Source organism: Streptomyces atriruber, assembly GCF_001418325.1.
Classification (GTDB): Bacteria; Actinomycetota; Actinomycetes; order Streptomycetales; family Streptomycetaceae; genus Streptomyces; species Streptomyces atriruber.
In genome coordinates, this window is record NZ_LIPN01000031.1 from 38,825 (window position 1) to 65,777 (window position 26,953).

The 26,953-nt window shown below is 69.6% G+C and carries 25 protein-coding genes; 9 read left to right on the forward strand and 16 right to left on the reverse strand.

Going from position 1 to position 26,953, the window contains the following annotated elements:
- Positions 1–57: 57 nt before the first annotated feature.
- From mctP to AOK03_RS03880, 5 genes are all read right to left on the reverse strand, one after another.
- Positions 58–1,686, reverse strand: a complete 1,629-nt coding sequence (gene mctP / locus AOK03_RS03860) for a monocarboxylate uptake permease MctP (protein WP_055563710.1) — start codon at positions 1,684–1,686, stop codon at positions 58–60.
- Entirely contained in the window at positions 1,683–1,934 is a 252-nt protein-coding gene (locus tag AOK03_RS03865; RefSeq protein ID WP_079074457.1) for a DUF3311 domain-containing protein, read from the reverse strand. Before AOK03_RS03865 ends, mctP begins: the two co-directional genes overlap by 4 nt.
- Before the next feature lie 110 nt (positions 1,935–2,044).
- The gene (locus tag AOK03_RS03870; protein ID WP_055563712.1) at positions 2,045–2,242 is read right to left on the reverse strand and encodes a CstA-like transporter-associated (seleno)protein; all 198 of its coding nucleotides are present in this window, start codon (positions 2,240–2,242) and stop codon (positions 2,045–2,047) included.
- A complete protein-coding gene (locus AOK03_RS03875) occupies positions 2,239–4,377 on the reverse strand; it encodes a carbon starvation CstA family protein (RefSeq protein ID WP_055563713.1) in 2,139 nt (712 codons plus the stop codon). Before AOK03_RS03875 ends, AOK03_RS03870 begins: the two co-directional genes overlap by 4 nt.
- A 99-nt stretch (positions 4,378–4,476) precedes the next feature.
- Positions 4,477–5,259: a GntR family transcriptional regulator gene (locus AOK03_RS03880; protein ID WP_055563714.1), complete on the reverse strand. Its 783-nt coding sequence runs from the start codon at positions 5,257–5,259 to the stop codon at positions 4,477–4,479.
- A 286-nt stretch (positions 5,260–5,545) separates the two neighbouring features.
- Between AOK03_RS03880 and AOK03_RS03885 the strand changes: the two genes are divergently transcribed.
- From AOK03_RS03885 to AOK03_RS03900, 4 genes are all read left to right on the forward strand, one after another.
- Positions 5,546–6,820 carry an extracellular solute-binding protein gene (locus AOK03_RS03885; protein WP_055563715.1) on the forward strand — a complete coding sequence of 425 codons (1,275 nt, stop codon included), beginning with the start codon at positions 5,546–5,548 and terminating at the stop codon, positions 6,818–6,820.
- A gap of 186 nt (positions 6,821–7,006) precedes the next feature.
- Positions 7,007–7,996, forward strand: a complete 990-nt coding sequence (locus AOK03_RS03890) for a carbohydrate ABC transporter permease (RefSeq protein WP_055563746.1) — start codon at positions 7,007–7,009, stop codon at positions 7,994–7,996.
- Positions 7,993–8,823, forward strand: a complete 831-nt coding sequence (locus tag AOK03_RS03895; protein ID WP_055563716.1) for a carbohydrate ABC transporter permease — start codon at positions 7,993–7,995, stop codon at positions 8,821–8,823. The genes AOK03_RS03890 and AOK03_RS03895 overlap by 4 nt, the downstream gene beginning before the upstream one ends.
- An 8-nt stretch (positions 8,824–8,831) precedes the next feature.
- Positions 8,832–10,337 (forward strand): glycoside hydrolase family 3 protein, encoded by a 1,506-nt coding sequence (locus AOK03_RS03900; RefSeq protein ID WP_055563717.1) that lies wholly within the window; start codon positions 8,832–8,834, stop codon positions 10,335–10,337.
- A 148-nt stretch (positions 10,338–10,485) separates the two neighbouring features.
- Here the strand turns inward: AOK03_RS03900 and nagB are convergent, their stop codons facing one another.
- Positions 10,486–11,271: a glucosamine-6-phosphate deaminase gene (gene nagB / locus AOK03_RS03905; RefSeq protein ID WP_055563718.1), complete on the reverse strand. Its 786-nt coding sequence runs from the start codon at positions 11,269–11,271 to the stop codon at positions 10,486–10,488.
- A gap of 188 nt (positions 11,272–11,459) precedes the next feature.
- Entirely contained in the window at positions 11,460–12,254 is a 795-nt protein-coding gene (locus AOK03_RS03910; RefSeq protein WP_055563719.1) for an SDR family oxidoreductase, read from the reverse strand.
- Between the two features lie 94 nt (positions 12,255–12,348).
- Here AOK03_RS03910 and AOK03_RS03915 point away from each other — a divergent pair, with 94 nt between their 5' ends.
- Complete coding sequence (locus AOK03_RS03915) at positions 12,349–12,966, forward strand: TetR/AcrR family transcriptional regulator (protein WP_055563720.1); 618 nt, start codon at positions 12,349–12,351, stop codon at positions 12,964–12,966.
- A 346-nt stretch (positions 12,967–13,312) separates the two neighbouring features.
- Entirely contained in the window at positions 13,313–14,779 is a 1,467-nt protein-coding gene (locus AOK03_RS03920) for a sensor histidine kinase (protein WP_055563747.1), read from the forward strand.
- Positions 14,780–14,970: 191 nt separating this feature from the next.
- Here the strand turns inward: AOK03_RS03920 and AOK03_RS03925 are convergent, their stop codons facing one another.
- Positions 14,971–15,228, reverse strand: coding sequence for a WhiB family transcriptional regulator (locus AOK03_RS03925; protein WP_016639615.1), 258 nt, complete (start codon positions 15,226–15,228; stop codon positions 14,971–14,973).
- A gap of 316 nt (positions 15,229–15,544) precedes the next feature.
- Entirely contained in the window at positions 15,545–16,513 is a 969-nt protein-coding gene (locus AOK03_RS03930; RefSeq protein ID WP_055563721.1) for a diacylglycerol/lipid kinase family protein, read from the reverse strand.
- A gap of 80 nt (positions 16,514–16,593) precedes the next feature.
- Between AOK03_RS03930 and AOK03_RS03935 the strand changes: the two genes are divergently transcribed.
- A complete protein-coding gene (locus AOK03_RS03935) occupies positions 16,594–17,052 on the forward strand; it encodes a hypothetical protein (protein ID WP_055563722.1) in 459 nt (152 codons plus the stop codon).
- Positions 17,053–17,113: 61 nt separating this feature from the next.
- Here AOK03_RS03935 and AOK03_RS03940 read toward each other — a convergent pair whose 3' ends face one another.
- From AOK03_RS03940 to AOK03_RS03950, 3 genes are all read right to left on the reverse strand, one after another.
- Complete coding sequence (locus tag AOK03_RS03940) at positions 17,114–18,139, reverse strand: RNA polymerase sigma factor SigF (RefSeq protein WP_079074458.1); 1,026 nt, start codon at positions 18,137–18,139, stop codon at positions 17,114–17,116.
- Positions 18,136–18,549, reverse strand: coding sequence for an ATP-binding protein (locus AOK03_RS03945; RefSeq protein WP_030780840.1), 414 nt, complete (start codon positions 18,547–18,549; stop codon positions 18,136–18,138). Before AOK03_RS03945 ends, AOK03_RS03940 begins: the two co-directional genes overlap by 4 nt.
- Positions 18,550–18,796: 247 nt before the next feature.
- Entirely contained in the window at positions 18,797–19,057 is a 261-nt protein-coding gene (locus tag AOK03_RS03950; RefSeq protein ID WP_055563724.1) for a UBP-type zinc finger domain-containing protein, read from the reverse strand.
- 46 nt (positions 19,058–19,103) lie between these two features.
- Between AOK03_RS03950 and AOK03_RS03955 the strand changes: the two genes are divergently transcribed.
- Positions 19,104–20,702 (forward strand): Na+/H+ antiporter, encoded by a 1,599-nt coding sequence (locus tag AOK03_RS03955; RefSeq protein ID WP_055563725.1) that lies wholly within the window; start codon positions 19,104–19,106, stop codon positions 20,700–20,702.
- A 5-nt stretch (positions 20,703–20,707) separates the two neighbouring features.
- Here the strand turns inward: AOK03_RS03955 and AOK03_RS03960 are convergent, their stop codons facing one another.
- The 4 genes from AOK03_RS03960 to AOK03_RS03975 form a co-directional block, all read right to left on the reverse strand.
- Entirely contained in the window at positions 20,708–21,658 is a 951-nt protein-coding gene (locus AOK03_RS03960; protein ID WP_055563726.1) for a 1-aminocyclopropane-1-carboxylate deaminase/D-cysteine desulfhydrase, read from the reverse strand.
- Positions 21,659–21,668: 10 nt separating this feature from the next.
- Positions 21,669–22,259 (reverse strand): N-acetylmuramoyl-L-alanine amidase, encoded by a 591-nt coding sequence (locus AOK03_RS03965; protein WP_055563727.1) that lies wholly within the window; start codon positions 22,257–22,259, stop codon positions 21,669–21,671.
- A 139-nt stretch (positions 22,260–22,398) separates the two neighbouring features.
- Complete coding sequence (locus tag AOK03_RS03970; RefSeq protein WP_055563728.1) at positions 22,399–22,635, reverse strand: hypothetical protein; 237 nt, start codon at positions 22,633–22,635, stop codon at positions 22,399–22,401.
- A 75-nt stretch (positions 22,636–22,710) separates the two neighbouring features.
- On the reverse strand, positions 22,711–25,335 hold the full coding sequence (locus AOK03_RS03975; protein WP_055563729.1) for a bifunctional lysylphosphatidylglycerol flippase/synthetase MprF: 2,625 nt from the start codon (positions 25,333–25,335) through the stop codon (positions 22,711–22,713).
- 183 nt (positions 25,336–25,518) lie between these two features.
- Between AOK03_RS03975 and AOK03_RS03980 the strand changes: the two genes are divergently transcribed.
- Positions 25,519–26,922: a family 2B encapsulin nanocompartment shell protein gene (locus AOK03_RS03980; RefSeq protein ID WP_055563730.1), complete on the forward strand. Its 1,404-nt coding sequence runs from the start codon at positions 25,519–25,521 to the stop codon at positions 26,920–26,922.
- Positions 26,923–26,953: the final 31 nt, after the last annotated feature.

Sequence of the window (26,953 nt, forward strand, 5' to 3'; positions counted from 1 at the left end):
CCGGCGGCCCTTCGTCGTACACGGCCTCGTGCGCCGCGTCGTGCGGCAGGGGTCGGCTCAGTGGCCGGAGCCCGCCGTCGCCTTCGGCAGTTCCTCCATGACGCCGGGGTCGCCGGCGTCCGCGGTGTAGTCCTCCGGGGACGTCTCGTCGATGCCCTCAGGGGCCTTCAGCGCCTTCAGGACGAAGGTGAGGACCACGGTCACGACCACGTTCAGGACGAACGCGGTGAGGCCGATGTAGCCGATCTCACCGATGCCGGGGATATCGTCGGACGAGCCGCCGAAGTGCTTCTGCGTCGGCGACGCGACGCCGTACGCGGCGACCGTGCCGTAGACCATGCCGACCGCCCAGCCCGCGAGCAGCGCCCAGCGGTGGAACCACCGCGTGAACAGGCCGCCGACCAGGGCGGGCATCGTCTGCAGGATCCAGATGCCGCCGAGCAGCTGGAAGTTGATCGCGACCGTCTTGTCCATGGTGAGGACGAAGGCGAGCGCGCCCACCTTCACCAGGAGCGAGACCAGCTTGGAGACCTTGAACTCCTGTGCGGGTGTCGCGTCCGGCTTGAGGAAGTCCTTGTAGATGTTCCTCGTGAAGAGGTTCGCGGCCGCGATCGACATGATGGCCGCGGGCACGAGCGCGCCGATGCCGATGGCGGCGAAGGCGACGCCGGTGAACCAGTCGGGGAACATGTTCTCGAACAGCTGCGGGATCGCCAGCTGGCCGTTCTCGACCTTGACCCCGGCCGCGATCGCCATGAAACCGAGCAGCGCGAGCAGGCCCAGCATCAACGAGTAGAGCGGCAGGATCGTGGTGTTGCGGCGGATCACGTCACGGCTCTTGGAGGAGAGCGTCGCCGTGATGGAGTGCGGATACATGAAGAGCGCGAGCGCGGAGCCGAGCGCGAGCGTGGCGTAGGTCCACTGCCCGGCCTCGCCCGGCGCGAGGCCCGCGACGGGCTTGCCCGCCGCGTCGTTCGCCGCCGAGAACTTCTCGTTCGCCGCCTGGAAGATCTCGTCGAAGCCGCCGAGCTTGATCGGGATGTAGATGATCGCGACGGCGATGACGAGGTAGATCAGACCGTCCTTCACGAACGCGATCAGCGCGGGCGCGCGCAGCCCCGACGAGTAGGTGTACGCGGCGAGCACCGCGAACGCGATCAGCAGCGGCAGGTCCTTGATGAACCAGTTGGTGTCGGGCCCGCCGCCGATCCCCATGACGTCGAGGACGGCCTGGATGCCGACGAGCTGGAGCGCGATGTACGGCATCGTGGCGAGGATGCCGGTGACGGCGACCGCCAGCGAGAGGCTCTTGGAGCCGAAGCGCCCGCGCACGAAGTCGGAGGTGGTCACATAGCCGTGTTTGTGCGAGACCGACCACAGGCGGGGCAGGAAGGTGAAGATCAGGGGATAGACGAGGATCGTGTACGGCACGGCGAAGAAGCCGGCCGCGCCCGCCGCGTAGATCGCCGCGGGGACGGCCACGAACGTGTAAGCGGTGTAGAGGTCGCCGCCGAGCAGGAACCAGGTGACCCAGGTGCCGAACGAACGGCCGCCGAGGCCCCATTCGTCCAGGCTCTCCTCGTTCTCCGCCTTGCGCCAGCGGGCGGCCAGGAAGCCCATGACCGTGACGGCGACGAAGAAGAAGACGAAGACCGCGAGGGCGACGCCGTTGACTCCGTCGTTCATGACCGCGCCCCTTCCTTGCGGGCGCGCTGGTCACGCTGCCACAGCTTGTACGCGATCATCGTGAGCGCCGTCGAGATGAGCACCCAGAGCATCTGGTACCAGTAGAAGAACGGGATGCCGATGAAGGTCGGATCCACCTTCGCGTACGAGCTCACCCAGAGCATTGCCACGAAGGGCGCGACAAGGCAGGCTGCGATGACCACACGGACCGGTGTGACCACCGGTCTCACTTCAGGCGCATCTGACATATCGCGGCTCCGTTCCCTCACTTATCCCATGCTTAACGTGCGGGAAATCTAAGCCACAGTCTCGCTGTATGGAACCCCTGTCCGGATAACGGACGTGACGAGTTGCCTGTTCAGCAGCAGCGGAACCCCTGGCGGGGGTCTGACTCCTCCCGCTCTGTCCGCATGCGTTCAAATGCGCGGCGGCTGGGAACAGTTGCCGCCGGATGTTCCTTCCGTACGTGCGCCACGTACCGCTCGTACGCCGACTCGTCGGTCAGCTCGCGGACGTACCAGCGCATCCAGCGCATCCCGCGCAGCACCCAGGTCATGGCGCCACCTCCCGCCGTTCTTCCCGCCTCTCCTCCTCCTTCTCCTCCCGGGTCGCGAAGAGCCCGGCCGGAGCGGTCAACTTCGACTCCACGTACGGCGCTTCGCTCAGCCGCGAGGCACCGGGGTCGCGGACGTGCCGGACGCACACCCGTGCCGCGTCCGCGATCACGACGACGATGAGCAGGGCGAGCGCCGCCGAAAGGACGCCGTCCACCGTGGAGTTGGTGACGACGGTGTGCATGTCGTCCATGGTCTTGGCGGGCGGCAGGATCTTGCCCTCGTCGATCGCGTCCCGGTAGTTCGCGCGCTGCTGGAAGAAGCCGACGCGCGGGTCGTCGGAGAACACCTTCTGCCAGCTCGCGGTGAGCGTCACCGTCGCGTCCCAGACGAGCGGAATGCCCGTGATCCAGGCCCACTTGAGCCGTCCGGACTTGACGAGCAGCGTGGTGCAGACGGCGAGGGCGACGGCGGCGAGGAGCTGGTTGGCGATGCCGAAGATCGGGAAGAGCTGGTTGATCCCGCCGAGCGGCTCGTGCACGCCCACCCACAGGAAGTAGCCCCACAGGCCCGTGACGACGGCGCTGGTGAACACGAGCCCCGGCTTCCAGCTCATCTTCTTGAAGGGCTTGTAGACGTTCCCCAGCATGTCCTGCAGCATGAAGCGGCCCACGCGCGTGCCCGCGTCGAGCGCGGTCAGGATGAACAGCGCCTCGAACATGATCGCGAAGTGGTACCAGAAGGCCCGCAGCGAGCCGCCGGTGACCTTCGAGAAGATCTCCGAGACGCCGACCGCGAGCGTGGGCGCGCCGCCGGTGCGCGAGAGCAGCGAGGACTCCTCGACGCGCTCGGCGGCCTGCGCCAGGTCGGCCGGGGAGATGGAGTACCCGAACCCGGCGACGGCCTTCGACGCCTCCTGAACGGTGTCGCCGATGACTCCGGCGGGCGCGTTCATCGCGAAGTACAGCCCGGGGTCGATGATCGATGCCGCGACGAGCGCCATCACCGCGACGGACGACTCCATCAGCATGGAGCCGTAGCCGATCATCCGGACCTGTGTCTCCTTCTGGATCATCTTCGGCGTCGTGCCCGAGGAGATCAGCGCGTGGAAGCCGGACAGGGCGCCGCAGGCGATGGTGATGAAGACGAAGGGGAAGAGCGAGCCCGCGAAGACCGGCCCGTCGCCGCGCGAGGCGAAGTCGGTCACCGGGTCCATCTTCAGCGTCGGCAGGGTGACGACGACGCCGACCGCGAGCAGCACGATGGTGCCGATCTTCATGAACGTGGAGAGGTAGTCGCGGGGCGCGAGGAGCATCCACACCGGCAGGATCGAGGCGATGAATCCGTACGCCACCAGCCAGATGACCAGCGTCGAGGGCGCGAGCGTGAAGGTGTCCGCGAGGGAGGACTCGGCGACCCAGCGCCCGCCGACGAGCGCGAGCAGCAGCAGCGCGATGCCGATCAGCGAGACCTCGCTGACCCGGCCGGGCCGCAGCACCCGCAGGTAGAAGCCCATCAGCAGCGCGATCGGGATGGTCATCGCGATGGAGAAGGTGCCCCACGGGGACTCGGCGAGCGCGTTGACGACGACCAGCGCCAGCACCCCGAGCAGGATGATCATGATGGCGAAGGTGGCGAGCAGCGCGGCCGCCCCGCCGAACGGGCCGATCTCCTCGCGCGCCATCTGCCCGAGCGACTTGCCGTCGCGCCGCGTCGAGAAGAACAGCACGACCATGTCCTGCACGGCGCCCGCGAAGATCACGCCCGCGATGATCCAGATCGTGCCGGGCAGATAGCCCATCTGGGCCGCGAGGACCGGCCCCACCAGCGGTCCCGCGCCCGCGATCGCCGCGAAGTGGTGACCGAGCAGCACCCGGCGGTCGGTCGGGTGGAAGTCGATCCCGTTGTCGAGCCGCTCGGCCGGGGTGGCCCGTTTCCTGTCGACCTTCAGGACCTTGTACGCGATGAACTTGGAGTAGAAGCGGTACGCGACGGCGTACGAGCCGAGGGCCGCCGCCACCATCCAGGCGGCCGAGACCTCCTCGTCGCGCGCGAGGGCCAGGACGGTCCAGCCCGCGGCGCCGACCAGCGCGACGAGGGACCAGATGACGATGGATCGGGGATTCGCTCTGCGCACCGGGTCGTCCTCCCGTTCACCATGCGATGAGATTCATCGTGCGATGACGGGAGGACCGTAGAGCAGCGCGGTTGGCCCGCGCCAGACCTCGGACGGTTGTCAGTCCGTGGGCCGCTTGAGACGGGCGACGAACTTGTACCGGTCGCCGCGGTAGACCGAGCGCACCCACTCCACCGGCTGGCCGTTCCCGTCCAGCGAGTGGCGGGACAGGAGCAGCATCGGCAGACCGACGTCGGTGCCGAGCAGGCCCGCCTCGCGCGGGGTCGCCAGGGAGGTCTCGATGGTCTCCTCGGCCTCCGCGAGATGCACGTCGTACACCTCGGCGAGCGCCGTGTAGAGCGAGGTGTACTTGACCAGGGAGCGGCGCAGGGCGGGGAAGCGCTTGGCCGACAGGTGCGTGGTCTCGATGGCCATCGCCTCGCCGTTGGCCAGCCGGAGCCGCTCGATGCGGAGCACCCGGCCGCCGGCCGTGATGTCGAGCAGGTCGGCGAGGCGGTCGTCGGCGGTGATGTAGCCGATGTCCAGGAGCTGCGAGGTGGGCTCCAGGCCCTGGGCCCGCATGTCTTCCGTGTACGAGGTGAGTTGCAGCGCCTGCGACACCTTCGGCTTCGCGACGAACGTGCCCTTGCCCTGGATGCGCTCCAGACGGCCCTCGACGACCAGCTCCTGGAGGGCCTGGCGCACCGTGGTGCGGGAGGTGTCGAACTCGGCCGCGAGCGTGCGCTCCGGGGGGACGGGCGTGCCCGGCGGCAGCGTCTCGGTGATGTCCAGCAAGTGCCGCTTCAGGCGGTAGTACTTGGGCACGCGTGCGGTGCGGCCGACGCTCGGGCCCTCCGAGGGCGCGCCCACATCGGTCCCCGTGCTCCCCGCTTCGGTGCCCATAGATCGCCTTCCCGGCTCCTGTGCTGCTGCCGTCACCGGCTCCTCCGTCTGTCGCGGCTCACATCGTGGCACGGTACGGGCCGAGCAGACTCTGCCTGCTCAGGTGTCGGTCCGATAACGGAGGCGACAGCCCTTCTTATACACCCTTGACACCCCTAAAGGTCTAGGCCAAGCTCCCCGTACTGGTCTACACCATTAAAGACCAGGTTCCAGTCCCACGGGCAGATCTCGGTCCATTTGGTCGCTGCGGGTGGGGGGTTGACTGGCATCCCTTGAGGAGGGTGACGTGAAGCGCAAGCTCATTGCGGCCATCGGTGTCGCGGGCATGTTGGTCTCGGTCGCGGCCTGCGGCAGTGACGACGACGACAAGAAGGCCGGGGGAGCCGACAGCTTCAAGGGTGAGACCCTGACGCTCTGGGCGATGGACGGTTCGACGCCCGACAAGTGGCAGAAGGACGTCACGGCCGCCTTCGAGAAGAAGACCGGCGCGAAGCTGAAGTTCGAAGTCCAGCAGTGGAACGGTATCCAGCAGAAGCTGACCACCGCCCTCTCCGAGGAGAACCCGCCGGACGTCTTCGAGATCGGCAACACCCAGACCGCCGCGTACGCCAAGACCGGCGGCCTCGCCGAGCTCGGCGACCTCAAGGAGTCGATCGGCGCCGACTGGACCGAGTCGATGAACAAGGCCTCGGTCATCGACGGCAAGCAGTACGCCGCCCCGTGGTTCGTCCTCAACCGCGTCGTGATCTACAACAAGAAGATCTGGGCCGAAGCCGGCATCAAGGACACCCCCAAGACCCGCGAAGAGTTCCTCAAGGACCTCAAGCAGATCGGCGCGAAGACCGACGCCGAGCCGCTCTACATGCCGGGCCAGTTCTGGTACCACTTCGTCGGCCTGACCATCGGTGAGGGCGCCGAGCTGGTCAAGAAGGACGGCGACAAGTACGTCTCCAACCTGGGCGACCCGAAGGTCTCCAAGGCCATGAAGACGTACCAGGAGTTCCAGAAGCTCTCCAAGGCCCCCAAGAACAAGGACGAGGCCACGCCGCAGCAGGGCGAGGTCTTCGGCAAGGGCAAGACCGGCGCGATGATCGCCATGCCGTGGGAGGCCGCGCTGGCCATCAAGACCGACAAGAAGATCGAGAAGGACATCGGCTACTTCACGATCCCGGGCGCCACGGCGGACAAGCCCGAGGGCGTCTTCCTCGGCGGCTCCAACCTCGCCATCGCCGCGACCAGCAAGAAGCAGGAGCTCGCCAAGGAGTTCCTGAAGATCGCGCTGTCCGACAAGTTCGAGGGTCAGTTCGCCAAGGAAGGCGGCGTGATCCCGAACAAGGAGTCCCTCAGCTCCTCCCTCGCGGGCAACCCGGCCGCCAAGGCCATGACGCCGGCCACCCCCGGCGGCGGCATCACCCCGCTGATCCCGGAGTGGGGCGCGGTCGAGAACCCGCCGAACCCGATCAAGAACTACATGACCGCGGTGCTCAACGGTAAGTCGCCCGCCGACGCCGCCAAGCAGGTCGAGGGCGAGCTCAACAAGCGCCTGTCGCAGAAGCAGTAAAGACGCGTCCTCTTGCCGGGGGCGGCGGGTGACGTGACCCCGCTGCCCCCGGCGTACCCATGAGATCTCCGCGTTCTCCGCGCCTCGGCGCCCCTCCGCGCCGGCCTCGGCGTTCTCGGCGCTGACCCCGGCGTTCTACCGCGCTGGACACAGCGCTTCGCGTTGCCCACGAAAGAGATGGCGAGCATGACCGTGCAGAAGACCGAACGGCCGCCCTCCGGCCCGACGGAGGTGCAGACACCGGACGGCGGGCCACTACCGGACGGCCCGCACGACCGCTCAGGACGTCTCGCCGGCCTGACGCCCTATCTGCTCCTGACCCCCGCGATCATCGCCACCCTGCTGCTGCTCGGCTGGCCACTGGTCAACAACGGGATCCTGTCGTTCCAGAACCTCAACATGAGGCAGTTCATTCTGCACCTCACGGAGTGGAACGGAATCGACAACTACAAGGAGGTCCTCACCGGCGAGGACTTCTGGCGGGTCACCGGCCGCTCGGTCGCCTTCACCGCCGTCAACGTCGTGCTGATCATGGTCCTCGGCACGATGGTGGGACTCCTGCTGGCACGCCTCGGCCGGAAGATGCGCACCTTCCTCCTGCTCGGCCTCGTGCTCGCCTGGGCGATGCCCGTCGTCGCGGCGAGCACGGTCTACCAGTGGCTGTTCGCGCAGCGCTTCGGCGTCATCAACTGGGTGCTCGCGAAGATCGGCTTCGACTCGATGGCCGAGCACGACTGGCTCGCCACGCAGTACTCGACCTTCTTCGTCGTCCTGCTGCTGATCGTCTGGATGTCCATCCCGTTCGTGGCGATCAACCTGTACGCCGCCACGACCACCATTCCCAAGGAGCTGTACGAGGCCGCGGCCCTGGACGGCGCCGGTGCCTGGAAGCAGTTCACCCAGGTGACGCTGCCGTATCTGCGGCCCTTCCTCTACGCCACGACGTTCCTGGAGATCATCTGGGTCTTCAAGGCGTTCGTGCAGGTCTTCACGATCAACGAGGGCGGCCCGGACCGGCTCACCGAGATCCTGCCCGTCTACGCCTACATCGAGGGCATGGGCAACCAGCACTTCGGCATGGGGGCCGCGATCGCGCTGCTCACCATCGTCATCCTGCTCGCCATCACCTCGTTCTATCTGCGGATCGTGCTCAAGCAAGAGGAGGACGAGCTGTGAAGCGCTCGCTGATGGGCCGTCTGTGGCCCAACCTGGTCGCTGTCGTCATCTTCGTGTTCTGCGTCTTCCCCGTGTACTGGATGTTCGCGACGGCCTTCAAGCCGACCGGCGACATCATCGCCGAGGACCCGGTCTGGTTCCCGACCGACGCCACCCTGGAGCACTTCAAGAAGGCGATCGACGCCGACCACTTCTGGACCATGGTCGGCAACTCGATCACCGTCACGATCCTTGCGGTGCTCTTCTCGCTCATCATCGGCGTGACCGCCGCGTTCGCCCTCGCGCGCATGCGCTTCAAGGGCCGCCGCGGCTTCATCATCGGCTTCATGCTCGCCCAGATGGCGCCCTGGGAAGTCATGGTCATCGCGATCTACATCATCGTGCGCGACGCGGACATGCTGAACAGCCTGATCCCGCTGACCCTCTTCTACATGGTGATGATCCTGCCCTTCACCCTCCTCACGCTGCGCGGCTTCGTCGCCGCCGTGCCCAGGGAGCTGGAGGAGTCCGCCATGGTCGACGGCTGCACCCGCATGCAGGCCTTCCGCCGGGTGATCCTGCCGCTGCTCGCGCCGGGCCTGATGTCGACCTCGCTCTTCGGCTTCATCACCGCCTGGAACGAGTTCCCGCTGGCCCTCGTGCTCAACAAGGAAGCGGACGCCAAGACCCTGCCGATCTGGCTCTCCAGCTTCCAGACCGCCTTCGGCGACGACTGGGGTGCCACCATGGCGGCCGCCTCCCTCTTCGCCATCCCGATCCTGATCCTCTTCGTCTTCCTGCAGCGCAGGGCCGTCAGCGGCCTGACCGACGGCGCAGTGAAGGGATAACTCCGCACATGACGACTCTCACGCACGCCGGTGACACGCTCACCCGCAACGCCCTCGCCGTCCTGCAGCCCGGCTTCGACGGCACCACCACCGCACCGGACTGGCTGCGCCGCCGGATCGGCGAAGGCCTCGCCTCCGTCAGCCTGTTCGGCCGCAACGTGCAGACCGCGGAGCAGGTCGCCGCGCTCACCGCACAGCTGCGCGCCGAACGCGACGACCTGCTGATCGCCATCGACGAGGAGAGCGGCGACGTCACCCGCCTCGAGGTGCGCACCGGCTCCTCCTACCCGGGCAACCACGCGCTCGGCGCCGTCGACGACCCCGCACTGACCCGCGAGGTCGCCGCCGACCTGGGCCGCCGCCTGGCCGCCTGCGGCATCAACTTCAACTGGGCGCCGTCGGCCGACGTCAACGCCAACCCGGACAACCCGGTCATCGGCGTACGCTCCTTCGGCTCGGACCCCGACCTGGTGGCCCGGCACACCGCCGCCTACGTCGAGGGCATGCAGTCGTCGGGCGTCGCCACCTCCGCCAAGCACTTCCCGGGGCACGGCGACACGGCGATCGACTCGCACCACTCCGTGCCGGTCATCGACGTCGACCGGGACATCCTCAACTCCCGTGACCTGGCGCCGTTCCGCGCGGCGCTCGGCGCGGGCACACGGGCCGTGATGAGCGCCCACGTCCTGGCCCCGGCCCTGGACCCGGACAACCCCGGAACGCTCTCGCGCCGCATCCTGACCGGCCTGCTCCGCGAGGAGTTCGGCTACGAGGGACTCATCGTCACCGACGGCATGGACATGCAGGCCATCGCCGGTACGTACGGCTTCGAGCGCGGCTGCGTCCTCGCCATCGCCGCCGGCGCAGACGCGATCTGCACGGGTGGCGGCCCCTCGGACGAGGGGACCGTGCTGCGCCTCCGGGACGCCTTCGTCGCTGCGGTGCGCTCGGGCGAGCTGCCCGAGGAGCGGCTCGCCGACGCGGCCGACCGCGTGCGGTCGCTCGCGGGCTGGGCCGTGGCGTCGCGGGGGCCGGGCGCGGCCGAGCACGCGGGGGGCGCGCCCGACACCGGGATCGGTCTGGTCGCGGCCCGCCGCGCGCTGACGGTCACCCGTGGCGAGACGTACGCGGCGCCGCTGACCTCGGCGCCCTACGTGGCCACCTTCAGCCCGCTCCCGAACATCGCCGTCGGCAACGAGACCCCCTGGGGTGTCACCGCCGAACTGGAGCGCCGCTTCCCCGGCACCGAGTCGGCCACGTACTCCGGCGAGGGCTCGGGCAGCCAGGCCCTCGCGGCGGCGGGCACCCGCCGCATCGTGGCCGTGGTCCGCGACGCGCACCGCCACGCATGGATGGCCGAGGCCGTGCAGACCCTCGTGGCGGCCCGTCCCGACACGGTCGTGGTGGAGATGGGCGTCCCCCAGTCCGCCCCGACCGGCGCCCTCCACATCGCGACGCGCGGTGCAGCGCGGGTGTGCGGCGAGGCGGCGGCAGAGGTCATCGTCGCGGGCTGACCCGCCCACCACGCACAGAGCCCGGACCAGCGAAAGGGGCGCCCCGACCGGGGGCGCCCCTTCTCACTTGTTCGAACTCGCCGACGCGAGCTCGTCGGCGCGGACTCGCTTGCGCGGGCTTGCCTGTGCAGGCCCGCGCAGGCCGCTTCTACAGACCCTGCCAGTCCGGCTTGTTCGCGTACGTGTGCCGGAAGTAGTCCGCGAGCTTCAGCTTCGACGCGGCGGCCTCGTCCACGACGACCGTGGCGTGCGGGTGCAGCTGCAGCGCGGAGGCGGGCACGACCGAGGCGACCGGCCCCTCCACCGTCGCGGCCACCGCATCCGCCTTGCCCTCACCCGTGGCGAGCAGCACCAGGTGCCGCGCCTCCAGGATCGTCCCGATGCCCTGGGTGATGACGTGGTGGGGGACCTGCTCGATGTCCCCGTCGAAGAAGCGCGCGTTGTCCACCCGCGTCTGCTCGGTCAGCGTCTTGATGCGCGTACGGGAAGCGATCGACGAGCACGGTTCGTTGAACCCGATGTGCCCGTCCGTGCCGATCCCGAGCAGCTGGAGGTCGACACCCCCGGCCTCGGCGAGCGCCTTGTCGTACGCCACGCACGCCGCCTGCACGTCCTCGGCGCTGCCGTCCGGACCCATGAAGGAGGCCTCGCTCAGCCCGAGCGGCTCCACGACCTCACGGAGGACCACGGAGCGGTACGACTCGGGGTGCCCGGCGGGCAGCCCCACGTACTCGTCGAGCTGGCAGATGCGCGCCCGCGAGGCATCCACGGAACCGGCCGCGACCTTGGCCGCCAGCGCTTCGTAGATGGGCAGCGGGGTGGAGCCGGTGGCGACACCGAGCAGGGCGTCAGGCTTACGGCGCACCAGGGCGGCCATGGCCTCCGCGATGAGCTCGCCGCCTGCCGTGGCGTCCGGGACGATGACAACTTCCACGCTGGGCCTGCCGATCTGGAGAGGGGCTCAAGAGTGTTGGTGGTATAGACCAATCTAGCAGAGCTGCGCCGCCGGAACAGCAGTGCTGCGTCGCCAGAACGGCCGATTCCTCCGCTCTCCGATCCATGCTCGGCTCTCGCCCCCGCCTCCGCCCGTCGAACCGTGCCCGGCGGCCTCGAAGCGCCCGGTCACACGCCCAACAGCGACCCTCCCGTCGCGTCGATGTACTGCCCGGTGATCCATCGCGCGTCCTCCGAGGCCACGAAGGAGACGATGTCCGCCACGTCGGCGGGCTCGCCTATCCGGTCGAAGGTCGAATACCCCGCCATCTGTGAGCGCTGGGCCTCGGGGATCCCGTCCATCATCTCGGTCCGGATGATGCCCGGCGCGACGGCGTTGACCGTGATCCCGCGGGGGCCGAGCTCCTGCGCCAGTGTGTGCGTCAGCACGTTCACCGCGCCCTTCGTCATCGAATACGCCACGGTGACCGGGAAGGCGATGCGCGTGACGCCCGACGAGATGTTGATGATCCGGCCGCCGTCGCGCAGTCGGCCGAGTCCCTTCTGGACGACGAAGAACAGGGCCTTCGCATTGACCGCGAACACGCGGTCGTAATCCGCCTCCTCGACCTCTCCCACGTGGCTGTACAGGCCGATGCCGGCGTTGTTCACCAGGATGTCCAGGCCGTCCGCGTGCCGGTCGAACTCCGTCCAGAACGCCTCGGCGTCTCCGGGCGCCCCCAGCTCCGCCCCGAACGCGAAGGCGGAGCCGCCCGCCGCCTCGATCGCCGCCACCGTCTCCTTCGCGGCGACCTCATTGCTGCCGTAGTGCACGGCGACGCGGGCTCCGTCCCGCCCCAGCCGCTCGGCGATGCCCCGCCCGATACCCCGGCTCCCGCCCGTGACCAGTGCCGTCTTCCCCGCGAGCCGGCCCGTGCCTGCACTCGTGTCCGTGCCGATGCCCGCGCTCGTGACTGCATCCATGTCGGACGCCCCCTCTTTCTCTAGTGGTCGCTACAGAAAGAACGCTACCCCACCCCCGCGCTCTTTTTCTAGTGCCCGCTATACAATTCACTCCATGGCGACGAAACAGCGCGGGCGCCCCCGCTCCTTCGACCGCGAGACGGCCCTCGAACAGGCGATCCGCACGTTCTGGGAGAACGGGTACGAGGGGACGTCCGTCTCCGACCTCACCCGCGTCATGGGCATCGGGGCCCCGAGCCTGTATGCCGCCTTCGGTGACAAGCGCACCCTCTTCGACGAGGTCGTCGTGCGGTACGGAGCGACCCACGGAGTCTTCAGCGCCCGCGCCTTCGACGAGGAGCCGACCGCCCGCGCCGCCGTGTCGCGGATGCTGCACGAGGCCGCGGCCGAGTTCACCGACCCCACCCACCCCCGCGGCTGCCTCGTCATCACCGCGGCCACCAACTGCACGACGCCGGAGGTGGAAAAGGCCCTGCGGGACCGTCGGAACGCGAACGTGGCGCTCATCGAGTCCCGCATCCGCGCATCCGTCGCGGCGGGGGAGCTGCCCGACCGCACCGACCCCGCCGCCCTCGCCCGTTACACGGGAGCGGTCTTCCAGGGGATGTCGCAACAGGCCAGGGACGGCGCCACCAGGGAGGATCTGGAGGCGGTGGCCGATCTCGCCATGACGGCCTGGCCGCAGGGCCGGCCGACCGGGAGCGAGGTCTGACCTCCGGCGTCGCAGGCCTGGCCGCAGGTCGGAAGATGTCGGCTCCGAATGTCGGAGAAAGAGACAACAACAAACATCTGCAGACGCATAGACATGGGAGAATGGTCTAGTCCACAATGCGTGGGTAAAGCCTCCGCTCTTCCCGCACAGGAGAGCGGATCGAGGAACCGGCGCTCTCTGCCCTGACCGCGTCGGATCCTCAAGATCGGCTGTCCAGTACCGCACATTCTGGCGGCCGATGCACCTGAAGGGCTGCGGTGCCGTGGGCGGGCTGAGGGTCCCGCCCTGGCGCCGCGGCTCGACGGGAGCCGCCGGACGCGAAAGGTACGCTCCACACGTGCCCTCCATGAACGACCTCGTCCGCCAGCACACCGCTCTCGGTGACTCCGATCTCGAGTGGCTGCATCTGCTGGTCTCGGAGTGGCAGCTGCTCTCCGACCTCTCCTTCGCCGACCTGGTGCTCTGGGTGCCCACGCTCGACGGCACCCGCTATGTCTCCGTGGCGCAGATGCGGCCCAACACCGGCCCCACCTCCTACCAGGACGACATGGTCGGCCACCTCGTCCCGCGCGGCCGCCGCCCTCTCCTCGACGCGGCCCTGGACGAGGGGCGCATCGTGCGCGAGGGCGACCCGGAGTGGCGCGAAGAGGTTCCGGTGCGCGTCGAGTCCATCCCCGTACGCAGGGAAGGACGGGTCCTCGGCGTCATCGCCCGCAACACGAACCTGCTGACGGTCCGCACTCCTTCGCGGCTTGAGCTGACCTACCTCCAGTCGGCGTCCGACCTGGCGCAGATGATCGCCGCCGGGTCGTTCCCGTTCCCGGGGCAGCAGGTCGACATGGACGCCTCCCCGCGCGTGGGTGACGGTCTGCTGCGGCTCGACGCGGACGGCGTCGTGCAGTACGCGTCGCCGAACGCGCTCTCCGCGTACCACCGCCTCGGTCTCGCCTCCGACCTCGTGGGGCACCATCTGGGCCGGGCGACGGCCGAACTCGCCCCGTCCCGCGGCCCGGTGGACGAGGCGCTGGCCAAGGTCGCCAGCGGCTGGGCGCCGCGCGAGTTCGAGATCGAGGGCGGCGACGGAGTGATCCAGCTGCGCGCGATCCCGCTCAAGCCCAAGGGGCCGCGCATCGGTTCGCTCGTGCTCCTGCGGGACGTGACCGAACTGCGCCGCCGCGAGCGGGAGTTGATCACCAAGGACGCGACCATCCGGGAGATCCACCACCGGGTGAAGAACAACCTCCAGACGGTCGCCGCGCTGTTGCGGCTGCAGGCCCGGCGCATCGACTCCGCCAAGGGCCGCGAGGCGCTGGAAGAGGCCGTGCGGCGCGTGGGCTCCATCGCCATCGTCCACGAGACGCTCTCCCAGAACCTGGACGAGCGCGTGGAGTTCGACGAGATCGCCGACCGGGTGCTCGCGATGGTCGCCGAGATCTCGCCCGGCAAGGTGACGGGCCGGCGCACCGGCCGCTTCGGGATCCTGGACGCCGAGGTCGCGACGCCGCTGTCGATGGTGCTCACGGAGATCCTGCAGAACGCCCTGGAGCACGGTTTCCGCGAGGGGGACACCGGCACGGTCGAGGTGTCGGCGGTGCGCGGCGGCACCACCAAGGAGGCACGGCTGCTGATCACCGTCCAGGACGACGGGATCGGGCTGCCCGATGACTTCGACCCGCACCGCTCCGGCAACCTCGGCCTGCAGATCGTCCGCACCCTCGTCGAGGGCGAGCTGAGCGGCACCTTCGACATGGTCCGGGCACCGGAGCGCGGCACGCAGGTCCTCCTGGACATCCCGGTCCGCGGCGACAAGTAGCGGTCGGCAGGCAGCGGTAGCGGGGGCAAACAGGCGAAAGCGGAAAGCAGTGAGCCCCGGACCGATTGGTCCGGGGCTCACTGCTCACGTTGCGTTGCGCATCGGGGGTACTGCGCGGCTGCGGCTCGGGGGCGGGAGTTGCGTACGCGCTGTACGCGCCGCCAAGCTCAGGCTCGTGGGGGGTGTGGGCGTCAGGCGCTGGCCTGGCGTGCACGGTTGCGAGCGGCGCGGCGCTTCATTGCGCGGCGCTCGTCCTCACTGAGGCCACCCCAGACGCCGGAGTCCTGGCCGGACTCGAGCGCCCACTGCAGGCACTGCTCCATGACGGGGCAGCGGCGGCAGACGGCCTTGGCTTCCTCGATCTGCAGCAGCGCAGGACCGGTGTTGCCGATGGGGAAGAAGAGCTCGGGGTCTTCCTCGCGGCAAACGGCGTTGTGACGCCAGTCCATGGCTGCTACCTCTCCTTGGTATTACATGCAGGTTGCTTGTGAATGTGAACGCTTTCACGAATCCCCCCGCACGGGAAGGGCCGACGCCCAGTTGCCTGGTGTGGACCTGTGGTGGAGGAGGGGTTCTGGCTCTCTGTGGGGCCGATGTTGCGGGCCGTCCCGATCGCCATGTAGAGATTCGCAAACCTCGGCGGCGGATACAACCCCTTCAGGAAAGTTTTTTTTGATTCCTCAGTGTCGGCTGGGTCACAGCCGTACTTCTATGGGGTGGACCCTGGCCTAAACGTTCGAGTGAAAGGACTTTAGGCCCTTCCACTCACACAATCACACGCAGTGCACGGCGTACGCCTGTGAACGTCACGCTCGTCCGTAGCCCCAAGTGGTCACCGTCCATCTGGAGGGGCAGCGGAACCTTTGAATGCAAGGTGAAGTCTGTGAGGTCGTGGAGCGTAACTGCGTGCTTACCGTGCGGTCCTCGCTCCGGCGTGGACGTCAGGAGCTGGGTGCCGTAACGGGCCACCGCGGCCGTGGAGAGCTTCTTCAGTCCCAGCACGTCCAGAGCCGTGTCGAAAGAGGCCTGCGGAGATGCGTACAGCGGGCGATTGCCCAGGTAGGAGTACGGAGAGGTGTTGCAGACTATCGACATCACCAGGTCGGTCACCGGGTCCTCGCCGGGCCGCTCCAGGGTGATCATTCCGTGCCTGCGGTGGGGCTCGTCGATGAACTGACGCAGCACCTGGCGCACATACAGGGCGTGCGTCGAGCGCCGACCGAGCTCGCGCTGCTGTTCGACCCTGCCCACCACGCCGCCGTCGAAGCCCAGACCCGCGCAGAACGTGAACCAGCGCGATGGCACGGCCTCGTCCTCCGTGCCCGGCGTACCGCCCGCGATGCCCAGCCCCACCGTGCGCTCACTGCCCTCGCGCAGGGCGTCCAGCAGGGCGCCGGTGGCCTCCACGGCGTCGTTGGGCAGCCCCAGGGCGCGCGCGAAGACGTTGGTGGAGCCGCCGGGGACGACGGCGAGGCGGGGGAGGCGGTCCGGGTCGGGGCCGTGGTGCAGCAGGCCGTTGACGACCTCGTTGACGGTGCCGTCGCCGCCGAGGGCGACGACCAGCTCGATGTCCTTGCTCTCCGCGGCCTGCCGGCCGAGGTCCCTGGCGTGCCCGCGGTACTCGGTGGTGACCGCGTCGAGCTTCATCTCGCTCGCCAGTGCGTGGACCAGCACATCACGCGTACGCGCACTGGTGGTGGTTGCCGCCGGGTTGACCACGAGAAGTGCACGCATGCGAAGCAGACTACCTAGCGCTCTTTACACGGCCTAGACCGAGGTGCCGGGGCGGACGCGCCCGGAGCTACCCTGCTGGGGTGAGTACTGAGCGGAAAACCACCCCCGAAGCCCCGGAGTCGCCCGAGTCGGGCCCGCGACCCGCGCGGGTGACCGCCGCCGCGGCCCTGGTCGCGCTGGAGGGCCTCGCCCTCCTCGCCGGGGGCGTGTACATGCTCGCGCTGGGCATCTCGGGATCGCCCGACGACGCCAAGCAGGCCTGGACGGGTGGCATCACGCTGATGGTCCTCGCCCTGCTCCCGCTGCTCGCCGCCCGCGGACTGCTGAAGCTGCGCCGGTGGAGCCGCGGTCCCGCGATCATCACGCAGATCATGGCGCTTCCGGTGGCCTGGCAGATGCTGCAGGCCAACAGTGCGGCGATCCCGGCCGGCATCGTCCTCGCGATCTGCGCGGTCGTCTCGCTCGTCCTCCTGATCAATCCGGCGACGACCGAGGCCCTCGGCATCCAGGGCCCCGGCAACGTCCAGGATCAGAAGTAGCGGGATCAGGAGTGGCGCGATCGAAGTAGTGCGACTCGGGAAAAGTCGCTACGGAGAGTGATCACTCCTCGACGAGGAGCTTCTCCCGCAGCTGCGCCAGCGTGCGTGCCAGCAGCCGGGAGACGTGCATCTGGGAGATGCCGACCTCCTGCGCGATCTGCGACTGGGTCATGTTGCCGAAGAAACGCAGCAGCAGGATGCGCTTCTCGCGCGGCGGCAGGTCCTCCAGGAGGGGCTTGAGCGACTCGCGGTACTCGACGCCCTCCAGGGCCTCGTCCTCGGCGCCCAGGGTGTCCGCGACGGCCGGGGACTCGTCGTCCGTGTCCGGGACGTCCAGGGACAGCGTGGAGTACGCGTTGGCGGACTCCAGGCCTTCCAGGACCTCCTCTTCGGAGATGGCCAGTTTCTCGGCCAGCTCGTGCACGGTGGGGGAGCGGCCGTGCAACTGGGACAGCTCGGCCGTCGCCGTCGTCAGCGCGAGACGCAGCTCCTGCAGGCGCCGCGGGACGCGGACCGCCCACCCCTTGTCGCGGAAGTGCCGCTTGATCTCGCCGACGACCGTCGGGGTCGCGTACGTGGAGAACTCCACGCCGCGCTCCGGGTCGAAGCGGTCCACGGACTTGATCAGGCCGATCGTGGCGACCTGGGTGAGGTCGTCCAGCGGCTCGCCGCGGTTGCGGAAGCGGCGGGCCAGGTGCTCGACGAGCGGCAGATGCATGCGGACCAGCTGGTTGCGCAGCTCCGCGTACTCCCGACTGCCGCCGTCCAGGGTGCGCAGCTCGATGAACATCGCGCGTGCGCCGCTGCGGTCCTGCGGATCGTGCCGACCGTGCTCGCTCATGTTTCCCGCCCGTCGCCCGCCGCCCCGGCCGGAGAGCTCCTCGAGCTCGTCCCTGGCGGTCGGCTCTGCCTGCTCCGACACATCGGCCACCTTCAGCGGACCCGACCGGTCCGGCTCCTCCGGGTGCGGTTTCGCCTGCTGTTCGGGGATTCCGGTGGTCATACGGCGCAACCCCTCCCTGCCGTCGGCGGGCAGACCTCGTGTGCCGCGCTCTTCGTCCCGCACCGGCCCGTCCCCGTCCCTCACGCCGGCCCGGGTCCCGCGCCGCGCTTCTTGTAGAGGCTGATCGAGACGGTGTTGTCCTCGGCGACGGTCGAGTCCACCTGGCCCGCGAGGGCCGACAGCACCGTCCAGGCGAAGGTGTCCCGCTCCGGGGCCCGGCCGTCGGTCGTGGGCGCCGAAACCGTCACCTCCAACGAGTCGTCGACGAGGCGGAAGACGCAGCTGAGCACCGAGCCGGGCACGGCCTGCTGGAGCAGGATCGCGCAGGCCTCGTCGACCGCGATGCGGAGGTCCTCGATCTCGTCGAGAGTGAAGTCCAAACGCGCTGCGAGGCCGGCCGTCGCCGTCCGCAGCACCGACAGGTAGGCACCCGCAGCCGGAAGGCGGACCTCCACGAAGTCCTGATTCCCGGGCTCGCCTGCGATCTGGGACACCCTCACCTCCAAGGTGGTACAAGCACTTTCGGGGTTCCGGAGCCGCCGTCCAGCGGCGGTCCGGGCTGCGTCACACGGGTAACGCCCCACGTCGTTCTGCGGTGACGCTACCGCGCTCCCCAGCTCCGTGTCCCGGGGACCCCGGCCTGATGCTGTCACTCATAGTAAGCCTATGAGTACGGACAGTGGCTAGGGGTCGCGCAGGCCCAATTGGAAAGAACGGGCGCCGGGTTGACGTACCCAAACGTCAGACGATCGAACCGTCCACGAAGCACCATCGCCAGCTCTCGCCCGGCTCGAAGGTCCTCATCACAGGGTGTGAGCTCTCCCTGAAATGTGCCGTCGCGTGCTGGAAAGGGGAAGAGTCGCAACAGCCCACGTGCCCGCACTCCAGACACAGCCGCAACTGGACGGGGTGGCTGCCGGCGGCCTGGCACTCGAGACACGTTTCGCTCAGCGGGGGCACCTCGGGGTGCGGCAGCGCTGCGACGTGCGGGCACTCGTTCATGATTGCCAGGTTACGACGGGAACACGGAGGGTGGAGGGGTCTGCCGATGGATGCATTGCCGCTGGTGGGACTGATCGCGGCGAGCGCCGCGGTGGCAGGGGCGGCGCGCAGGACCCCGGTGCCGGCGCCGCTGCTCCTGGTCGGTGTCGGGCTCATCGCCGCGTACCTGCCGGGCGTGCCCGACTACCACCTCGACCCGCACATCGTGCTGCCGCTGATCCTGCCCCCGCTGCTGCACACGGCCGCCCTGGAGAGCTCCTACCTGGACCTGCGGGCCAACGTCAGGCCCGTCGCGCTCCTCTCGGTCGGTTACGTTCTGTTCGCCACGGTCGCCGTCGGATGGCTCGCGTACCTGCTCATTCCCGACCTGCCGCTGCCCGCCGCGCTCGTCCTCGGTGCCGTGATCGCGCCACCGGACGCGGTCGCCGCGACCGCCATCGCGCGCAAGGTGGGTCTCCCCTCGCGGATCACCACGATCCTGCAGGGCGAGTCCCTGGTGAACGACGCGACCGCGATCACCGCCTACAAAGTGGCCATCGCGGCGGCGGTCGGCGAGGGCGCGAGCTGGTCGGGAGGCGTCCGGGAGTTCCTGGTGGCGGCGGTCGGCGGCGTCGGCGTCGGACTGCTGATCATGGTGCCGATCCACTGGCTGCGCACCCACCTGAAGGAGGCGATGCTGCAGAACACGCTGTCCCTGCTCATCCCCTTCGTCGCGTACGCCGCCGCGGAACAGGTCGGCGCCTCCGGAGTGCTCGCCGTGGTCGTCGTCGCGCTGTACCTGGGCCACCGCTCCTGGCAGGTCGACTTCGAGACGCGGCTGCAGGAGGCCGCGGTGTGGAAGGTCGTCGCGTTCATCCTGGAGTCGGCGGTCTTCGCACTGATCGGGCTGCAGCTGCCCGTCGTGCTCAAGGGGCTCGGCGAATACAGCGTGGCGCAGGCCGTCTGGTACGCGTTCGGGGTCTTCGTCTTCGTCGTCGTGGCGCGCTTCGTGTGGTCGTATCCGGCGACGTACCTGCCGCGCGGGCTCTCGGCGCGGATCAAGGAGCGCGAGGCCGACATGGACTGGCGGCGGCCGCTGATCGTCAGCTGGGCCGGCATGCGGGGCGTGGTCTCGCTGGCCATCGCCTTCTCGATCCCGCTCGTCACGGACGACGGCGAGCCGTTCCCCGCGCGCAATCTTGTCCTGTTTCTGACGTTCACCACGGTGATCGGAACGCTCGTCGTGCAGGGGCTCTCGCTGCCGTGGCTGATCCGCGTCCTGAAACTGCCGGGCCGTGACGCGCAGGCCCAGACGCTCGCCGAGGCGCAGGCGCAGAACGCCGCCTCGCAGGCCGCGGAGGCCCGGGTGGAGGAACTCATGCAGGACGAGCGCAACCGCCTGCCACAGCCCCTCCAGGACCGTCTGCGCACGGTCCTGGAGCGCCGCCGCAACTCCGTGTGGGAGCGGCTCGGTCAGGCCAACCCGGTAACGGGGGAGTCGGCGGACGACACCTACCGGCGCCTCGCGCGCGAGGCGATCGCCGCGGAGCGCGAGGTGTTCGTGAGGATGCGGGACGAGCGGCGCATCGACGACGAGATGATGCGGACGCTGCTGCGCAAGCTCGACCTGGAGGAGGCGGCCGCCCACCGCGAGATCGAGGACTGAGGCGGCTACCGGCCGGAGGGCGGCGGTGCGGGGGTGTCGCGCGTGCCGGTGATCACCGCGGTGAGGCGGGTGCCGGGGCGGAAAACGCCCTCTTCGCAGAGGACGGTCAGGGCGTACAGGAGCTTGGCGACGTAGAGGTGTTCCACCAGGAGGCCGGTCGAGGGCTCGTGGCGGTACTCGAAGTCCTCGGCGAAGGCGATGAGTTCCGGCGGGGTGCGGGCGTAACCGCCCCAGTGGAAGCGCTCGTCCAGGCGCCAGTTGGCGGTCGGTTCGCCGAACGTCCGCCGTTGCAGGGTGGCTATGTCGTCGCCCAGGAAGCCGCCTTTGAGGACCGGTATGCCGAGGGCCCGCAGGTCCGGGCCGAGGCCCGCGGCGAGGCCCGCGAGGGTGCCGCCGGTGCCGCACGCCACGGCCGCCACGTCGGTGTGCCCGCGCAGCTCCTCGCCCAGGGCCGTGCAGCCCCGCACGGCAAGGGGGTTGCTGCCGCCCTCCGGGATCACGTACGCGTCCCGGCAGCCCGTCTCGTGCTGGAGCGCGGCCAGCGTCCCGGGCTCGGCCTTGCTCCGGTACGTCGACCGGTCGACGAAGTGCAGGCGCATGCCGTCGGCCGCGCAGCGGGCCAGCGAGGGGTTCAGCGGGCGCCCGGCGAGTTCGTCGCCGCGGACGACGCCGACCGTGGCGAGGCCCAGGAGACGGCCTGCCGCGGCGGTGGCGCGCAGGTGGTTGGAGTAGGCGCCGCCGAACGTGAGCAGGGTGTCGTGGCCCGCGTCGGCGGCCTCCCGCAGGTTCAGGACGAGCTTGCGGTACTTGTTGCCCGGCAGGTCCGGGTGGATCAGGTCGTCCCGCTTGAGCGACAGCTCCACGCCATGACGGCCGAAACGGTCGTCGTCCACGCGCTGCAGCGGCGAGGGCAGCCGCGGGCGCGGTGCGAGCGGGGCGGGCGGGGTGTGGTGCACCCCGCCATTGTCACTTGAGGCGCTCCTCGATGCGGTCCCGCATCGAGTCCATGGTGAAGCCGCGAGGGTCGACCTTGCCCGGCTGCCACTCCAGGTGGCCGATCACCGAACGCTCCGTCCAGCCGTGGTGACGGCAGATCGCCGCCGACACCTTCTCGATGGCCTCCAGCTGCTCTTCGGGCCACGGGTCCTCGCCGTCGCCGAGGTTCTCGCACTCGAAGCCGTAGAAGTGGCGGTTGCCGTCGGTGTTCGCCTCGTTGTCCGGGGGCAGGCGCTTCTCCGCGATGACCGCGCGGAGCACGTCGTCGTCGCCGAGGCCCGCGTGGTTGGCGCGGCCGTACCCGACGAGGTGGACGCGGCCGTCCTTGGTGATGACGCCGTGGCAGAGCGGCCCGGGGAGCGAGGCGAAGCCGTCGCGGCAGATCTCCACCGTGCGCTCGCTGCCCTTCGTCACGGTGTGGTGGATCACCACGCCGTGAACGGGGCCCCAGGGGCCTTTGTGGTTGCGGTTGTGGTGCTCCCAGTCGCCGACTTCGACGACGGTCACGCCTTCGTCCCGCAGGATGTCGATGAACCGGCCTGCGGACATGGGTGGGGCCATGACCGTCTCCTTTGCAAGGCGCGACGGCCGCCGGTCGCGGGCCGTCTCGTACGCCCTGCTTGTACCGGAACTCCGGTGCCCGGACCAGCCATTCGGAAGCGATCCGTGGCCTGTTCGGGCACCGTGCGAGCCGATCCGGTCAATTGCCGTGCAGGAAACCGTCCCCGTGGGCCGCGACGTGGGACTCCAGGTCCTGCAGCGCCTGCTGGGTCGCCTGCGAGGAGCCGGTGCCCCGGCGCTCGGCGTAGTACGCCGCGCCGAGCTTCTTCAGGAGGGCGTCGCCCGCGCGCTTCTCCTGGACCTCGTCGATCTTCTGCTTGCCCTGGGTGAGGCCCCGCTGGGCCTGCTCTTTGGCGCGATCCAGGAAGCCTGCCATTGCTCTCTCCTGCCGGTTGGTGCGGTGATCGGTATCGGGTTCAACGGTTGTGCGGATCTTGTGGTTCCCCGGGGGCTAGGCGGTCAGCTTGCGCATCAGGCGCACTCCCTGGGACGGCTTCATGTGCGGGAGGTAGGCCTTGCCGATCGCCCGCGTGATGCTCGGCAGGGCCGCCGGGTCCGGGTAGCACATGTACATGGGCCGGTACTCGGGCTGGAACTTCGCCTTGAAGTTGAGCAGCGACCGGAAGCCGTAGACCGGCTCCAGGGTGCGGCCCGCGTGGTCGAGGAGGCGCTGCAGCGCGGCGGGCGGCTCGCCGGTGTCGGAGCGGGCGAGCGGCGCTCCGGAGAGGCTGAGGAACTGCGCGCCCTCCTCCTTGAAGCCGAGTGCCGCGGACGCGATCAGGAACTCCATGGAGCCGCGGAACCCGTCGGAGCGGCGCCGCATGAAGTCCAGGGTCCAGCCGACCGGCCGGGCCGCCACCCCGTCGACGGCCTCTCCCTCCGCCGCCTGCGCGGAGTCCCCGTACACCGGCATCCAGCTCGTGATGCCGTGCACGGTGCGGTCCTCGTCGACCGCGAGGAGACAGCGAACGTGCGGGTCGTCGAGTTCGTCCAGGCCGCCGAGCGTGAAGCCCATCTCGGGGAGCCCCTTGTCGGCGACCCACTCCTCGGAGATCGAGCGGATCTGGTCGGTGAGCGCGATCGGCGCCTTCGGGAAGACGTGCCACTCCGCCGTGATGCCCTCCTTCTTGGCCTTGTTCAGGGCGGTGCGGACGTCCTGCCACTTCTTGCCCGTGAAGGCCAGCTCCGGGAGAGGGACGACCGTGTCCTCGGCGACCTGCACCGAGCTCCAGCCCAGCGTGTCCGTGCGCGCCTTGGTGTCGGCCGTCACGCTGTAGAAGCAGGGCGTCCAGCCGCGCCGGTCGCAGTACGCGGCGAAACCGTCGATCGCGTCCCCGCGCGCGGACGGCTCCCCGAAGGGATCGCCCGTGGTGAGCGCGACCGTCGAATGCACGCGGTAGGCGACCGCCGCCCGGCCGTCCGCCGAGAACCAGTAGTGGTTGCCCGGCCACGTCGTCAGATACGAGAGCGTGGCGCCCCCGTGCGCGGCGAGCAGGGCACGCGCGCGTGCGGCGGCGTCGGGGTCCGGGTGCAGCATGGGCCGCCGGAACGCCACGAAGAGGGCGATCAGGGAGACCACCCAGAAGAGCATCCCGCAGTACTCGTAAAGCGCCAGGGCGGTGCCGCCGACCGGCACGGGCGCCTGGCCCTGGAAGAAGAACGGCTCGTAACTCGGCGGCAGGAACTGTGTCGGCAGGCCCGCGACCAGCTTGGGGAACGTCGCGTCGGGCGTGTACTGGTCGCGCACCGCGTACCCGATGCCCACGTACGCGACACAGGCCAGCAGCAGCGCGCCGCCGACGACCCCCGCCAGCCGCGTCACGGTGGTGCGCGGGAGTCCCTGCGCGAAGAGCCGCCGGGTGAGGAGGAGCAGCACCAGGACGAGCAGCGGGAGCAGCATCTGCTCGACGACCGCCTGGATCATCGCCGCCTTCTGGTCGGCCAGGCCGCTGCCCTCCAGGACGTACCGGTCCGGGTGCGAGGCGATGTCGCTCAGCAGGTACGCCATGAGCCCGAGCCACACCAGCTGCGCGGCCACCGTGATCCGCCAGGACGCCCGCAGCCCGCGCCGCAGCCCCTCGGCGAGCACGAGCAGCAGCAGCGGGATCGCGATCCCCATGAGCATCGCGGGAGAGCCGTAGAAGTGGTCCTGGGCGTGGACGCGGGCGCAGTCGGAGCTGCCGGCGTCGACGCAGGCGTCCGCGATGTCCTGCGGACTCGGCCCGCCGGAGACGTACAGATCGAGGACGTTGAACGGGCCGAGCGAGTCCTTGTAGAGGGTCGCGACGAGCGGGCCGACGGCGGAGGCGGCCACCACCAGGGCCACCAGGACCCGCCCCTCGGCGTGCGAGGCGTGCGGCACCCGCATGCGGTGCGTGTCCCCGTGCGCGAGGGCGCCGAGCCCCAGGCCCACCACGACACCGGCCAGGCGCAGCACCCCCTGCAGGTGTCCGACGTACAGCACGAGCATCAGCGGGAACACGATCAGGCCCAGCTGGAGCCTGCGCCGCCACAGGGCGTCGAGGCGGTAGCTGAGGAAGGCGCCGACGGCGCAGGCGCCGATGCCGGGCGTCGCCGTCAGGTTCCGCGAGAGGTCGTTCAGCCAGTCCTCGCCGGCCAGCGCGCCGAGCTTCACGATCCCGGTGCCGAGCAGCGCCCCCAGCACCTGGCCGAGGAACAGGACGACGGCCGTCAGCAGGGAGCCCATGCGCTGCTCGGCGGCCGCGCCCAGGAGCAGCAACAGCAGCGTGGAGCCGATGTAGTTGCCGATCCCCGGGCACCACAGCATCGAGGTGAGAGGGGTCCACCAGCGGCCGTCGGCGAGCGCGGGCACGCCCACGCCGATGTCGTTCAGGAGCGTGCCGGACGGCCCGGCGCCGAGGCTCCCGGTGAAGGCGCCGACGGCCCACAGCGCGACGACGACGAACACGGTCACCGGCGCGCGCCGGACCGGCTCGAACGCCCGGCCGACGGCCCGCAGTACGCGCACCGGTCCGCGATCGCCCGGTGGCGCGAGCGGCGCCGCCGGGTCCGGTCCCGGCCCGCCGGCGTCGGGAGGGGCCGCGGAGGTGGTCATCTCCCGAGCCCACCAGGCAGCAGGGCCCGACACCTCCCGGGTTGGGCCGAACGAGTGGAAACGCCCCGCCTGCCCCGCCGGAGCGTGATCCATTCCCGCTCGTTTGTGTAATGGCGTCGACACGTTCCGTGCTGGAAGGGTTGGGCGGGCAGATGACCGCAGGTATCCGGGAGGGCATAGCCAATGTCGGTAGGCGAAGAGATCCGTTCCGAGTCGGAGCAGCCGCAGCAGAGTCTCGGCACGTCCGCCGCACGGAATCTGGCCACCACCACCAAGTCGGCGCCACAGATGCAGGAGATCAGCTCGCGCTGGCTGCTGCGGATGCTGCCCTGGGTCCAGGTGCAGGGCGGTACGTACCGGGTGAACCGAAGGCTGAGCTACTCGGTCGGTGACGGTCGGGTGACCTTCGTGAAGACGGCCGACCGCGTGCAGGTCATCCCCGCGGAGCTCGGCGAGCTGCCCGTGCTGCGGGACTTCGAGGACCAGGAGGTCCTGGGCGAGCTGGCGCAGCGCTGCAGGCAGCGGGAGTTCGCCGCGGGCGAGGTCCTGACCTCCTTCGGCAGCCCGGCGGACGAGGTCTTCCTCCTCGCGCACGGCCGCGTCGAAAAGATCGGCACGGGGCCGTACGGGGACGACACCGTGCTCGAAACCCTCGCCGACGGCGCCTACTTCGGCGACCAGGCGCTCGTCGATTCCGAGACCATCTGGGAGTACACCGCGCGTGCGGTGACCGCGTGCACGGTCCTCGCCCTGCCCCGCCAGGACCTCGAACAGGTCGCGGAGCGCAGCGAGTCCCTGCAGAGCCACCTCCAGCGCCTGCGGTCGCTCCCGGAGCGGCGCACCAACAACTTCGGCGAGTCGCCCATCGACCTGTCGGCCGGCCACGTCGGCGAGGCCGTGCTGCCCGGCACCTTCGTGGACTACGAATCGGCCCCGCGCGAGTACGAACTGAGCGTCGCCCAGACCGTCCTGCGCATCCACACGCGCGTGGCGGACCTCTACAACCAGCCGATGAACCAGACCGAGCAGCAGCTGCGGCTCACGGTCGAGGCGCTCAAGGAGCGCCAGGAGCACGAGCTCATCAACCACCGCGAGTTCGGCCTCCTCAACAACTGCGAGTACGACCAGCGGATCCAGCCGCACGACGGCGCGCCCAGCCCGGACGACCTGGACGAACTGCTCAGCCGCAGGCGCGGATCCAAGCTCTTCCTCGCGCACCCGCGCGCGATCTCCGCGTTCGGCCGCGAGCTGAACAAGAGGGGGCTCGTCCCCGAGACCATCGACATGAGCGGCACCAGGATCCCCACCTGGCGCGGCGTGCCGATCTTCCCGTGCAACAAGATCCCGGTCACCGAGGCCAGCACGACATCCATCATCTGCATGCGCACGGGCGAGGAGGAGCAGGGCGTCGTCGGCCTGCACCAGACCGGCATCCCGGACGAGATCGAGCCGAGCCTGTCCGTCCGGTTCATGGGCATCAGCGAGCAGGCGATCATCTCGTACCTGGTGTCCACGTACTACTCCGCCGCGGTGCTCGTGCCCGACGCGCTCGGCGTCCTGGAGAACGTGGAGATCGGCCGCTGGTGACCCCGCGGCCGTGTCCTCGGGCGTGGCACGG